This is a genomic window from Clostridium sp. M62/1 (genome assembly GCF_020736365.1).
Classification (GTDB): domain Bacteria; phylum Bacillota; class Clostridia; order Lachnospirales; family Lachnospiraceae; genus Otoolea; species Otoolea saccharolyticum_A.
This window is the reverse complement of sequence record NZ_CP085988.1, coordinates 1,450,579-1,463,988: the sequence shown is the minus strand read 5'-3', so window position 1 is coordinate 1,463,988 and position 13,410 is coordinate 1,450,579. Positions and strand designations below refer to the sequence as shown.

11 protein-coding genes and 1 tRNA gene are annotated in these 13,410 nt (G+C 51.9%); 2 read left to right on the top strand and 10 right to left on the bottom strand.

Features of this window, described 5'->3' with window-relative positions; genetic code table 11:
- The first annotated feature begins 39 nt into the window (after window positions 1-39).
- Window positions 40-111, top strand: a tRNA-Arg gene (locus tag LK436_RS07145).
- Window positions 112-229: 118 nt separating this feature from the next.
- Here LK436_RS07145 and LK436_RS07140 read toward each other — a convergent pair.
- The 6 genes from LK436_RS07140 to LK436_RS07115 all read right to left on the bottom strand — a co-directional run bounded on the left by LK436_RS07140 (window position 230) and on the right by LK436_RS07115 (window position 8,422).
- Window positions 230-814, bottom strand: a complete 585-nt coding sequence (locus tag LK436_RS07140; RefSeq protein ID WP_318281193.1) for a DedA family protein — start codon at window positions 812-814, stop codon at window positions 230-232.
- A 110-nt stretch (window positions 815-924) separates the two neighbouring features.
- On the bottom strand, window positions 925-1,878 hold the full coding sequence (locus tag LK436_RS07135) for a hypothetical protein (RefSeq protein WP_227910185.1): 954 nt from the start codon (window positions 1,876-1,878) through the stop codon (window positions 925-927).
- A 350-nt stretch (window positions 1,879-2,228) separates the two neighbouring features.
- Window positions 2,229-3,413, bottom strand: a complete 1,185-nt coding sequence (gene fliB, locus LK436_RS07130; protein ID WP_008398268.1) for a flagellin lysine-N-methylase — start codon at window positions 3,411-3,413, stop codon at window positions 2,229-2,231.
- Entirely contained in the window at window positions 3,410-5,815 is a 2,406-nt protein-coding gene (locus LK436_RS07125) for an AAA family ATPase (RefSeq protein ID WP_008398270.1), read from the bottom strand. Before LK436_RS07125 ends, fliB begins: the two co-directional genes overlap by 4 nt.
- A gap of 75 nt (window positions 5,816-5,890) precedes the next feature.
- Window positions 5,891-6,190, bottom strand: a complete 300-nt coding sequence (locus LK436_RS07120; protein ID WP_008398271.1) for an ATP-dependent Clp protease adaptor ClpS — start codon at window positions 6,188-6,190, stop codon at window positions 5,891-5,893.
- 45 nt (window positions 6,191-6,235) lie between these two features.
- Entirely contained in the window at window positions 6,236-8,422 is a 2,187-nt protein-coding gene (locus LK436_RS07115) for a SulP family inorganic anion transporter (RefSeq protein WP_008398272.1), read from the bottom strand.
- Window positions 8,423-8,587: 165 nt separating this feature from the next.
- On the opposite strand from LK436_RS07115, the gene LK436_RS07110 reads away from it, so the two are divergent.
- Window positions 8,588-9,943 carry an MATE family efflux transporter gene (locus LK436_RS07110; RefSeq protein ID WP_008398274.1) on the top strand — a complete coding sequence of 452 codons (1,356 nt, stop codon included), beginning with the start codon at window positions 8,588-8,590 and terminating at the stop codon, window positions 9,941-9,943.
- Window positions 9,944-10,178: 235 nt separating this feature from the next.
- Here LK436_RS07110 and LK436_RS07105 read toward each other — a convergent pair whose 3' ends face one another.
- The 4 genes from LK436_RS07105 to LK436_RS07090 all read right to left on the bottom strand — a co-directional run bounded on the left by LK436_RS07105 (window position 10,179) and on the right by LK436_RS07090 (window position 13,319).
- Window positions 10,179-10,469 (bottom strand): hypothetical protein, encoded by a 291-nt coding sequence (locus LK436_RS07105; RefSeq protein ID WP_008398276.1) that lies wholly within the window; start codon window positions 10,467-10,469, stop codon window positions 10,179-10,181.
- Window positions 10,470-10,586: 117 nt separating this feature from the next.
- On the bottom strand, window positions 10,587-11,975 hold the full coding sequence (locus tag LK436_RS07100; protein WP_008398277.1) for a transglutaminase-like domain-containing protein: 1,389 nt from the start codon (window positions 11,973-11,975) through the stop codon (window positions 10,587-10,589).
- A complete protein-coding gene (locus LK436_RS07095; RefSeq protein ID WP_008398278.1) occupies window positions 11,953-12,756 on the bottom strand; it encodes a sensor domain-containing diguanylate cyclase in 804 nt (267 codons plus the stop codon). The genes LK436_RS07100 and LK436_RS07095 overlap by 23 nt, the downstream gene beginning before the upstream one ends.
- Window positions 12,750-13,319: a nuclear transport factor 2 family protein gene (locus tag LK436_RS07090; RefSeq protein WP_008398279.1), complete on the bottom strand. Its 570-nt coding sequence runs from the start codon at window positions 13,317-13,319 to the stop codon at window positions 12,750-12,752. The genes LK436_RS07095 and LK436_RS07090 overlap by 7 nt, the downstream gene beginning before the upstream one ends.
- Window positions 13,320-13,410: the final 91 nt, after the last annotated feature.

Genomic DNA, 13,410 nt, shown 5'->3' with positions numbered 1-13,410 from the left:
CTTGCCTTTTCCAACAGTTTATAGTAAAATACAATCGATGCGTCTGTAGCTCAGTGGATAGAGCAATGGCCTCCGGAGCCGTGTGCGTAGGTTCGATTCCTATCAGACGCATGATAAATCCCCTGTCAGATTGTCCAGGCAGTCTGACAGGGGATTTTTTTATATAACAGACAACTTCGTTCCCTGTTATATAAAAACGCTCCGCGGGGATCGCACTGCGGCAGGGGAGCTATCTCTCCCCTCCATTTTCTTCACCGCTGTCCTGCCCCTCTCTCTTTCTGAAATAGAGACAGCTTCCCAGAAAGGCCGCAGCGCCGATCAGGAGAACGGCCGCATTCGAGTAGGCGTCCATGGCCTCCAGAATCCTCTCCCAGGATGCACCTGCTGTGGCCCCTGCCAGAACCAGGGCTGTATTCCACACCAGGCTTCCGGCGGCTGTGAAAAGGAGGAAGGGAAACATCCTCATTCCGGCCATGCCTGCAGGAATGGAGATCATGCTTCTGATAATCGGGACACAGCGGCAGATCAGCACTGCTGCCATTCCCCGTCTCTCAAACCACTCCACAGCGTCTCCCACATCCTCCTTCTGAAAATGCAGCATATGTCCCACCTTTCCGTCCAGAAGGCGGGACATATGTTCCCTCGGAATGAGATGCCCTGCATAGTACAGAATCACAGCCCCCAGAACCGAACCCGCTGTAGACGCTGCAATCACTCCTGCAGGCGTCATGGACGTATATGTAGTCATAAATCCGCCGAAGGTAAGAATCACCTCAGAAGGAATGGGAGGAAACAGATTTTCTATCAAAATCAAAGCAAATATCCCTATGTATCCGAACGAATCCATCACTTGAAAAACAAATTCCTGCACTGCATTCCCCTGCACACAGCTTCTCAGTCCAGTTTATTCGGACACTGGCCCTTCTATTCCTCCAGCCCCTCACCGCTCTGATTTTCTCCTGCTTTTTCCCTCACTTCACCGATTAAAAAGCTGACCTTTTTCGTTCCGTTTCCATAGCTTTGGCTGTTTAACTCTACCGGGGCCGTCACAACAAGGTTCTCTCCATAGTAGGGGGCGCGCCCTTCGGCTGTGATTCCGATCTCCACCTCTGCCCAGACCGTGCTGCCGGGAATAAAGCGGACGCGATTGATGACATTCAGTCCTGTGATGGCGGCTCCGTCCGCCCAGCTCAGGTCCACCTCACCAATCAGCCTCCCATCCTGGCCCACCAGTTTCCCGCTGTTTTCCCCAGGCTGGTAGCTCAGGGAAAAACGGTTTTCCATCTGCCCCAGAAAGTCCTCTGCCGTAAATTCCTGACATGTCATGGTTCCCGCCGGGCTTTTTAAGAAGGCGTAGAGGGTATCCCGCTTCTTTTCCTCTCCTGCCCCGGCGTGGAAGGAGGCTATAATCAGGCTGTTGCTGCTGTCTGCGTAAATCTCCGGCATCTCCCGAGACTCTGACAGATAGACAATATCCGGAAAATAGCTCACATTGTCTCCACACCGGATCATGACTCCCTGCCAGGGCTTCTCTGCGTCCACATACCCGTATACGGAAATGTCTTCCTGAGGGAATTCCGCCAGCAGAATACCCAGGCCCTCTCTCCCCTCGGACGCAGCCTTTTCTGCCGTCTCGGCATCTGTCACTTCCAGACTGTCCGGACTCAGCGCGTAAAATCGCTCTCTGAAGCGCAGATCTGCGTCATCAGTGGCAATCGGCTCACTCTCCCCGCCGTCTGCCGTGTCAGAACTCTGCAGCTTCTGAGCCATTACATAAGACACGCCCTTTACCGCCCATCCTGCCCCTATTGCTGCCAGCCCCAGGATGCAGACGGCCAGCCAAAATCCCCTCGCGGCTCTCAATCTCCCTTTTTTCATCTCAATCTCCATTCTATCTCTTCGTCCCCATTCCTCTCATACCTGTGAATGGTTCGCGGTTAACTGATCCAGTCTATGTTTAGGATACTTCTGGAAAAACCGTTCGTCAATTTCGATTTCCTTACATTTTCTTTATTTTTCCATTTCCTGAAAAGAAAAAAAGATAAGAATTTCTAAAACGCTTTTATTTATGAAAATGAGATACGAGAAACGAGATTTGGTGTAAATTTGATGTAAAATGAGATGGAGAGAGAGCCTGCAGAAAGATATTGTATTTTAGCGGCTGAGCCCGCCAGGCGGCGGGCTCCTTAACCCCGGAGGGCAGTCCGGGCAAACGGGCTGACCAGGTTTCAGCCAAACAGGTTGATAAATATGGACTTCATGGAAAACAGTTTTCTCTTTTTCAGGGCATTCTCTATCAGCTCCAGATTTTCGTCAGAATGCTCCGTCTGCCTGGAATAGCTCCATGACAGTCTGAGGAGCGCGGCCTCGGCTTCCTCCCTGCCCATGGCATTTTCTTTCTTAAGCCTTCCTAGAGCCATCTCTGCAGTCAGAGCCTCCCGGATACAGAGAACAGAAAACAGGCAGTATTTCACCTTGGTATACACATCCCTGTCATAGACTGCCCCGGGCACGTACAGACACAGGATATAGGCGGCCAGATTTTCAAGCATGATTTCGATTTCCGGCTCTCCCTCGCTTTCCCGCACTGCTCTGTCATAATCTGCAAATCCAGCCTCCGTCCGGTAGAGCACATCCATCCAGCCGGAAACCATCCTCCCATAGCCCGGGTAAATTTCAGTCAGCTCCCCGAGAAGCCCCAGGCAGGCTGCCATCTGATCATACCGCTCCTCCCGTCTCCCCATGCAGGATGACGTTTTCGACAGAAACCACTCGTACCCCTTCTCTGTTTCCAGCAGGGTGTACCGATCCATTATCATATGGAGGGATTCATCTTTGCCCTGGCTGATTCCCCGCTGCATGTCGTGGGACATGGCGAGAATCATAGCCAGACGGTGTGCGAGAGGCCTTTCCCGGAAGGATAACATTGAGAGCATCTGTTTTCTCGCCCTCATAAGCTGGGCAAAGAGAGGACGGGACGCCGGATCCTCTGCCTCTTTTTCTCCCCTCCCCATATATTTCCGGAAGGTAAGCCTCCCCTCTCTCTTTAAGATCAGCCTGGCCGCCTCCGGGCATGACAGGGAGAGGGAACGCTCGTGAACACTGCCGTAATCTTCATCGTGGCGCGGATAGAGCCGGCAGGCACGGCACAGGTAATCCTCCCCCAGATCCCTGTGGAGCCTGCAGAGCCCCTTTTCCAGCAGAGGGCAGGAACCATCCTTCATCACAATCTGCCGCCTTCTCCTGTCTACCGCACCATGGAAGTCAAAGCCGCTCCGGCCCAGAGCACGGTATTTTTTCATGGTTTTTTTGTCAATGGGAATTTTCCAGCCTCCGCAGCAGGTGTCCGGACAGCTGCTCTCGATACAGTGAAACTCTCTGTAGTAGTTCGGCACGATGAGCGTTCGTATCATGCATGTTCCTCCCTTTTTTCCTTTGCGCCAGCTTCATCTGAGAGAACAAACGCGCCGTCTTTTACATCCAGCCGGCAGAAACCGCCCCGCTTCAGGCTTCCAAACAAAAGCCGGTCAGCCAGGAGAGGCTTGATCTCCCGCTCGATCACCCTCGTAAGCTCCCTTGCCCCATATTCCCGGCTCACTCCCTTTTTCGTCAGAAGGGCCTCCGCCTGCCTGGTGAAAGAAAACTCCACCTGCCGCTCCGAGAGAAGGGCTCCCAGCTCCCTGAGCTTTTTCCCTGCAATCTCTCTGGCCGTCCTCTCGTCAATTCCATCAAACACGACAATCCGGCTCAGACGGTTCCTGAACTCCGGCTGGAATACCCGGTTTACCTCATCCATAATCACGCTGCCCCGTCCGTCTGCGCCGGCGCCGTCCCCGAAGCCCAGCCTTGCTTTCGTAAGCCTGCTTGCCCCGGCATTGGAGGTCATAATCAGGACAATATTTCTGAAATCCGCCTTTCTCCCCTGATTGTCCGTAAGCGTCGCATAGTCCATCACCTGGAGAAGAATATTGTAAATATCGGAATGGGCCTTCTCAATCTCGTCCAAAAGCAGGACTGCATGGGGATTCTTTCTGACCGCCTCTGTCAGAAGGCCTCCCTCCTCGTATCCCACATAGCCGGCCGGCGCTCCGATGAGCTTCGCCACCGCATGCTTCTCCTCATATTCGCTCATGTCGAAGCGGATCAGCCTGATCCCAAGCTCCGACGCAAGACTTCTGGCGATCTCCGTCTTTCCCACCCCTGTGGGGCCTACAAACAGGAAGCTGGCCAGGGGCTTTCCCGCCTCGGAGAGCCCTGCCCTGGAGAACTTGATGGCGTTGACCACCTCTTTTATGGCCTCGTCCTGGCCGAACACACAGGCAGACAGTCTGCGCTCCAGGCCCGCGAGCTTCTTTATCTCCCCGCTCTCCACCACCTTCTTTGGAATCCGGCAGGTCTTTGAGAGGATCTCGTCAATGACCTCCTTTCCCACGGTCTGCTTTTTCTGGGGAAGCGGATGGAGCTTCCGGTAAGCGCCTGCCTCGTCGATCAGATCGATGGCCTTGTCCGGCAGAAATCTCTCATTGATATACCTGGCGCTCATGTGCACCGCATACTCCATCACGCCCTTTTTGTAGGAAACGCCGTGGTATTTCTCATAGTGCTTCCTGAGCCCTTCCAGAATTTTGACTGTCTCCTCCTCTCCGGGCTCGGAAATTTCAATGTTCTGAAACCGGCGCACCAGGCTCTTGCTCTTCTCAAAGTGCTTTTTATATTCCTCATGGGTAGTGGCCCCTATAAAACGGATCCTTCCGGCTGCCAGGTAGGGTTTTAACAGGTTTGACGCGTCAAAGCTCCCCTCCCCCACGGCCCCGGCTCCTACAATGTTGTGGATCTCATCCAGGTATACAATGGGCTTTTCTTCCCTCTCAAGGCCTGCCAGAACACTCTTTAACCGTTTTTCAAACTCGCCTCTGTACTGGGTTCCGGCAATCATGGCTCCTAGATCCAGAGAATAGATTCTGGCACCTTTTAAGGCCTCCGGCACCTTTTCTTCTTCCAGAAGCCTTGCAAGGCCGTAGGCTATGGCTGTTTTCCCGACGCCGGGTTCGCCGATATGAAGGGGGTTGTTTTTCTCCCTGCGGCAGAGAATCTGCATGGTGCGTTCCAGCTCGTCCTCCCTGCCGATGAGGGGGCTTACATCCGACAGGCTGTCATTTAAGCAGGTCACATAATCTCTCCATTTTTCCCTCTTCTTTTCTGTACTGCCAAACGGGATGTCCTCTTCCCCGCCGTCATCATTCTTTCCTTCCGTTCTTTTCCCGCCGCCTCTCATCAGCTCTTCCCTGCGCTTTTCCAGCTCATATTCCCGGGCATAGTATTCCTCCCACTCCTCCGAATTGTCACCGCCCTCATGAACCTCGTATTCCTCATACTCCCCCTCCCATTTTTCACCGGACTCAATAAGCTCCAGCAGAAGCTCCGCCTTTTCAATGCCCTGCTCCATCAGATAGTAGAGGGCAAAGCTGTTCTCTAAGTGGTAATAAGCGGCGATCAGGTGATTCAGGTCAATGCTCCTTTTCCCGCAATTCTGGGTGGTAAGCTCTGTATAGAATAAAAGCTCATTTAAGTCGGCGGAAGGAACAGGCTCTTTTTTTCCGTCTGAAGCCGGTACCTGTTCCCTGATGTACGCTTCAAGCTTGCTTTTCAGCTCCCCGCAGTCGCCGCCGCACTCCTCAAAGGCCTCCCGAAACATAGGCTCGTCTGCAATTTTTAGCAGAAACAGTTCAGGAGTCACATACTCCAGCCCCCGCTCTCCTGCTTCCTTCACAGCACCACTGAACACACGGGCTACCTCTTCATCTATTTCCATCATCTGCAAATTTCTCCTTTTTCTGACGCAAATTCCGGCAGACAGCAGAAAATTTCCCGGAAGCTGTCTGCCGGATTCCTATGCCTCTTCTACGCTGAGCCTGAACGGGAATCCCTGTTCCCTGGCTCTTTCCTCTGCCTCCTCTGCCTTGGTCCTGGCAATATCGTAGGAATACGTTCCCACCACCGCCCTCTGGATATTATGCACAAGCATCATCAGGGCTACTGCCTCCTCATGTTCCTTGTGGAAAATCGTCATCAGAATCTCCACCACAAAATCCATGGTGGTAAAATCATCATTGTGCATAACTACATGGTAGAGGCTCGGTTTTTTCAGCTTTATCTTAGTGTCCTCTTTTACGCCTGTCTGGAATGCCATCTCTCTCCCTCCTGCTGCAGTTTTTCATATCAATAAGCCGTCTTGTCACCGAATGTTACCTGTTTTGTCTGTTTTCTCTCTGCCTTCACTCAGAGCCTTTTCCCATTCGCGAAGCCGCATGGCAGCTTCCGGGTTCTGCTTCATCAGCCGCCGTTCCAGCTTCTCACGCCGCTGCTTTAACATGCTTAAAAGCTCCGGATGATTCTGCTCAAGCTCTTCCCTGATCCTCTGCCTTCGTTTTTCGAGAAGGCTCAGGACAATGCTTTTGTTGTCGCTCAGATTTTCCGGCAGCTCATCAAGGTGAAGCTCGATTCTTCTTAAAATCTCGTCCTCATCAAAGGCTCCCAGATTCATCCATCCGTCCTTATCCTCAGGAAGACCGCGTTCCACCAGCTCCTCAATGTCCGGCATATAGTGGATGCTCTCCATAATCCGGTGGACGCGTCTCTCGATCTGGCTCACCACGTCCCCTCCGAAGGCCCAGCCAAATTCCTCCAGAGAATTCTCCTCCTCCGCAGAGAGGCCTGTCATAGCCTGGTACCTGGAAGGGCCTGCCTCTCTCTCCTTTACCGGGTAGGGCTCCTCCATTCCGGCTGCCTTTAAGGCAGTGGTGATGGTGCGTCTTACCATTCCCTCCTCAATCAGGCGGCCAATTCCCAGCTTTCTCATTTCCTCATTGACTGTATCCACATGCTCGGTCAGGTAAAAGCGGATTCCCCTCTTTTTCAGGCTTTCTGCCAGAGCCTCCAGCTGATCGGCGGCCGTAATATCAAGGCTTGTCACTGCCCCTGCATCCACAATCACTGTTTTTGTGTCATCCTCAATCAAGGACTCGATGTCCTCCTTAAATATCTTTATGTTGGCAAAGAAAAGACTCTCGCTGAATCGGTAGATCACCGTTCCTCTGATGGGAACGGCATGGGGATTTTTTCTGAGATCGAAGAATCCCTCCCTGCCCGGAATAATTCCCAGCACCGTTCTGGGCGGATTGGCAGCCTTTAAGATCATTTCTGTAAAAGACAGGGCAATTCCAATGACAACTCCGTAGATCGTTCCAAGGCAGAGTACGCTCATGCAGGCTGCCAGAAAAATCCAGAACTCGTTTCGGCTCACAGAAAACAGCCGCTTTGCCAGATGCAGCTCTACCACATTCATCAGGGCGGAGATGACGATGGCCGCCAGCACGGGAACAGGAAGATAGCCGATAAAGCCTGTGGCAAAGAGCAGAATGACTGCCATCGCAGCTCCTGCCACGATCCCTGTCATCTGCGTTTTGCCCCCGAACTGATCGTTCATGGAGGTCCTGGAAATACTTCCGTTTACCGGGCAGCAGCCAACCAGAGCGGCAGCCAGGTTTCCGGCTGCACAGGCCAGGATCTCCCTGTTGTCCTTAATCTGATATCCATTTTTAAAGGCAAAATTATTTTCCGATAAAAGTGTTTCTGACATGACCACCACTGCCACTGTCAGGCTGGTTCCCGCCGCCCTGCCGATATCCAGGCCGGAAACGGAAGGAAGGGACAGAGCGGGAAAGCCCGGCTCTACGGCCGCAAGCATCCTGACACCCATCCCGTGCAGCCCGAATGCCAGCTCCAGGCCCACTCCTGCCGCCATAATGGCCACTGCCATGGGGAATTTCGGCACCAGCCTCTGGGACAGGCGCAGAATCACAAGAGCGCCGGCACCGAGCATCACAGACAGGATGCTCACATGCTCAAAAGCCTCCCAGATATGTAAGAGAAGCTCCAGAAGCTCCCCTGAGCCGGAACCGCTTCCAAGAATCTTCGGAATCTGCATCAGGATAATGGTGAAGGAAATTCCCGTGATAAATCCGCCCATTACGGGGGTGGAAATGTAGTTGACAATTTTTCCCGCCTTCAGGAAATAAAAGAGCAGAAGCCACAGCCCTGCAAGCAGAGCAGTAAACGGCACAAAAGCCATGGCCTCGGGGGAACCTGCCTCTATCCCCGCAGACGACAGGGCAGCGCACACGATCGCTGCCGGAGCTGCATCCACTCCCAGGATAAACTGGGGCGAAGTGGAAAAGAGTGCAAAACAGAGAATGGGCAGAAGCGAGCCATAGAGGCCGTATACCGCCGGAAGCCCGGCCACCTCCGCATATCCCATAGAAATGGGGATTGAAACGGCAGCAATAATAAGCCCTGCCTGGATGTCCTTAACAAGCCAGGAGGGCCTGTATCCTTTTAGTGTCGGAAAAAGAGATAGGTTCATGGTGATCGCCTCCAAAAAAAATCAGTTTTATTATATCATCGGAATACCTGTATGTGCAATCTGGGATTTTCAGAAGGCCTTGGGCAGCCTCAAAAACCATTTGACATTCTCTCCTTCCCCGTATACACTTTCCTTTGTTAAAAAACGTTAAGAAAGGAATTTCCCATGGAACTTGACATGACTGAGGGGAAACCGCTCCCCCTTATTTTAAGATTTGTTTTTCCGTTATTCATAGGCAATGTGTTCCAGCAGCTCTACAACATGGTTGACACCGTCATCGTAGGGCGCTATGTAGGCAGCAGCGCCCTGGCGGCGGTGGGGTCTACCGGAACGATTATGTTTCTGATCACCGGCTTTGCCCAGGGTCTGACTGCCGGCTTTTCCGTTCTCACTTCCCAGAAATACGGGGCCGGAGATACACACGGAGTCAGGCGCAGTGTGGGAAACGGCGCTCTTTTGTCCCTGGCGGCAGCCGTCCTTCTGACAGTGTCCAGCCTTCTGTTTATGAAGCCCCTTTTAGCTGCCATGAATACGCCGGCTGATATTTTTGACGACGCCTATTCCTATATCAGTGTCATCTGCATTGGCCTTGGCGCCAACATCCTCTACAACCTTCTTTCCTCCTACCTGAGAGCAGTGGGAAACAGCAAAGCTCCCCTGTTTTTCCTGATTCTCTCAGCTGGGATCAACGTGATTCTGGATCTGGTTTTTATCATCTGGTTTCATATGGGTGTGGCGGGCGCTGCATGGGCCACAAACGCGGCCACTCTGATTTCGGGACTGCTGTGCCTTTTATATATCTGGAAGCGCGTCCCTGCTCTCTGTCCCGTGCGTGATTCCTTCCTTCCGAGGGCTTCCTATGTACGCTGCCAGCTCTCTATGGGAATCCCCATGGCTCTGCAGTTTTCCATCACTGCTGTGGGAACCATCGTCATGCAGGCTGCCATCAATCTCTTCGGCTCCACAGCCGTGGCAGCCTTCACCGCTGTGAGCCGGCTTCAGAACCTGGTAACCCAGGGAATGGTTGCAATGGGGCAGATGGCCGCCACGTACGCCGGTCAGAATATCGGCAAGGGCGATCTTTGGCGCATCCGCCAGGGGATCAAAACCTCTCTGGCTATCAGCACAGTGTACGCCCTCGCCAGCGCGGCCGCCTTGGTTCTTCTGCTTCCTTTTGGAATTCGTCTGTTTTTTACAGGCGACCTTACCCAGATCCTTCCCTATGCGCAGACCTATATGTACATCTGTGTGGCATTTTACATTCCTCTCAGCTACATTTTTGTCTTCCGCAATTTCATGCAGGGCTGCGGCTACGGCTTTCTCCCCATGATGGGAGGTGCGGCTGAGCTTGGCGCCCGCTGCGCTCTGGCCCCCATAGCCATGAAGCTCATGAGCTACCCGCTGGCCTGCTTCTGCGATCCGGCCGCCTGGATAGCCGCCTCCGTCTTTACAGGCATATCCTGCCGCTATGTCCTGCGCCGTCTGGAGGAGCGTCCAAAAAGCCGGGAGGAGCTGCTTTAGACTTTTCCTTTCCGACGCAGCGCAGCACCTAGGGGCTGCCTAAGGCAGCCTTTTTCTTCTGCACGGCGTGCGCATCCTGCCAGTCAGGGCTTTTTGTATTATGGAAATTCTTCCGAATTTCCTATATTAAAAGGCACCCCTCTGCTGGCAGGTTCACTGCGCGGGATGCCTTTATTTATTCTGAATTTCTGCGTATTTTCGGTAATTCCTTAAATGTCTCTGACTGCGTTTCCGACTAATTAATCTCTATCTTCTCTGCCTGCTCCGGGAAGAAGGAATTCTTCATATCGTATTTGTTATGGTGGGTAAAGTCATAGAGGGCTTTTCCCTTTAAGAAATAATTTCTCTGATATTTTCCCTCTTTAACCAGCAGCCAGTTCTCCCGATCCCAGGTCAGGTAGCCGTCCTCATCTGTCCTTGGCTCTGAAAATACTAAATCCACCTGGCGGTTGGAGTCTAAAAGCTTCATAAGCTCCTCTCCTGTAACCTCCACCTCTTTTTTCTCCTGCATATCGTATGCCTTCATAAAATAAACCTCCTCATCTTATGCTGTCCTGTCCCCTGGGCCTGAAGTTCCCTGCCCTGAAGACTTTTTACAGCTCTTCTGCTATTATAGCACATATTTATATCCTGTACAGTATATTTATAATTCCTCTGTATCCAGCCGGTACTCAACCGTAAAGTCCTTTCTGCACCGAAGGGCCTGTCCCTCGCAGAACACTTCCCCGCACTGGTTGTCATAGGGATCGTCCCTGAGTCCCCCTTCCGGAACGGAAAAACCGTGCATAAACGAAGAAGCATAGGGGATTCGGTATGGATCCAGGTTTTTCCCATAGTATTCCCTGCGCTCCTCATCCTTCTGCCGGAATGCAGAGCCGCCGAAGGAACAGTCTGCACTCAGCCAGCCAAAAGGCGCCACATAATATTGAGCCCAGTCATGGCACCCGACGGAAAGGGGCGTGGCATAAAGACCCGACTGCCACCTGGCAGGTATTCCCGCCGCCCTGCACATGGTGATAAATAAAAGGGCCTGGAAACCGCAGTCCCCCTTCTGATTGACTGCCGTAAACTCCGGAATGTCATAGATGGTACTGTAGCTTCTGACAAAAGAATACCGAACCTCCGATGTGATAAAGCGGTAAATTTTTTCCGCTGCCAGCAGAGGATTCTTTTCCTCCCCCACAGCCTCCCGCGTCAGCTCCCTGATATACGGCGTAAAACGGATATGAGGCGCCTCTTCCTGCGTATAGAAGGCCGGCTGGACAGGCAGAACTTCTCCTGGATCGGGCTGCCGGTAAACGGTTATATTGTCAAATTCGTACTCTGTCTCCCAGCGCTCCCCTCCTTTGATCACTGTCTCAAAGTAAGCCGTCCGCTGGGGATAACTTCCCTCATCGATTCTGACCGGAGCTCCCACATTGCCGGGAAAGCCGCAGATTTTCAGATTTTTTACCTGTGCATACTCCACGGGAAGGGGAAGATAAACGCCAAGTTTCTTTCCCATACAGCCTTTCTCCGCTTCAGGTGTCAGGCGAAGGGTTGTGTGAAGATGGAGGTGAAGCGTCCTGCTCCCCTTTTCCTTCATGATTCTGATATTCTCCCTCAGCAGTGCCGCATTTTTTTCTCCGTCGCTGCTTTTTTCTTTCGCCCTGACCTCATAGTCCGGCCTTGTCTTCATTAAATTATCAAAAAACAGTTCATGGAAATGTACGCTTCCTTTTATGTAGATCCAGTCAGCCGTATTCTCCTCCCACAGCCTTTCCAGCTCTTCATCCTGGAAATTCTCAATCCTCTCTCTTAAAATCAAGAGGGCATCTTCATAGCTGTAAGGATACTGAGCCGGTATCCTTACGGCCAGCTCCCGCTCAAGCTCCAGCCTGATTCTAAGCGCTTCCGGAAGCGACTCACTTTTCAGCTTTTTCTCGATTACCTTTTGAAGCCGCTCATAGTCTCCCCCCCATTTGAGTTTTTCCACATCCTCAGGAAGAGGTACGTTCAGGTATCTTAAATCAAAGTGCTTCTCTCTGTCCATTCTCTGAATCCTCCTTCTTTCTCAGCCTGTACTGGCCCTTTCCCGTTCTTTTAGCTTCATAGAGAGCCTGATCGGCCTGCAGATAAAGCTCCTGGAAGCTCTCCTCTTTTTCCCTCATGGATACGCCGATGCTGATGGATATTCCTGCCATAGGGTAATCCTTTCCCTCCAGACGGAATGCCTCGATAATACTCCTGGCTCTGTCCTCCACCACATTCTTTGCCACACAGCCTGAAAGATAAATCAGAAATTCATCGCCTCCCATGCGTGAAACCGTATCCTGTCTTCTTGTGTGGACCTTTAAAATGTTTGCCAGAGCCATCAGCACTCTGTCTCCTGCCTGGTGCCCGTAAATATCGTTGACTTTTTTGAAATTGTCAATATCAAGCAGAAAAAGCGTCCCCTTTTTGTCTGTCATAAAAGACTGCCTGATGCAGCCTGCCGCTCCCTTTCTGTTGAGCGTTCCCGTGAGGGGATCCTCTATTGCCTCGCGCTTCAGTTTTTCCTGCAGATCCATATTTTTAGAATTATCCAGAATAATCCCTATAATGGCCTCTCTTCCGTCCTCTGTGACAATCCGGTGCCCCTTTTCCATAATCCACATAAGGGATCCGTCTTTTCTCATAAATCTGCACTGCAGTTCATACTCGCCCGTGTCCCTTACGCTCTGAAAGACCTCCCGTTCCACCTGTTTTCTGTCCTCGGGGGCAATGATGGAGATAATCTTCTCCCCTGTCACCTCCACCAGTTCCTCGTATGTATAGCCCAGATAGCTTAGCATGGAATCATTGATGACATAGAGAGGAAAACCCGGTTCCAGATATACTCCCGAATTCCTCCGGGAAGCAGGGATGACATGGTCTGTATCAGGCTTCTTCCTGCTACAGCCCCGATTTTTCCTACAGAACGATGGCCATATTTCAGAGGAAAGACCTCCTCTCTCTCCTGGAAGCGCATAGGCCTTGACATATGCAGCTGAACAAGCTTCCACATCCCCTCCTCCTTCCTTGCGCATGCAGTCAGACGGATTCCGGCATTTTTTCGAATGGCCCCCTCCTGTTTCTTTTCCACCGCAGTTACAAAAAAGCAGAAGGCCCCGCACATCCCCTCCCCATATTCGCTTTCTCTGTAATCTGCCAGGACGTAGCTGAACTTTTCTTCTTTCTGAACTGCGGCAGTTTCACGTTCCAGAAGAGCCCTAAGCTCCATCTTGTTCCTTGCAATCTCCTGTTCCTCTGTCCCGAAGCTCATGATTTTCTCAGAGGCAAAAGTCAAAGCCTTTTCTACATTTCCCTCTATCAGGCATGCGTCAAAAAATTGTTCCAGCAGCTTTTTTACTCTCATAATAGCATTCCTCCCGCTGCCGCGGAAACTGTTCTGTGGATGCGTCCCCGCCACTTTTTCATACCTGTCATTATATCGAAAATGATTATCA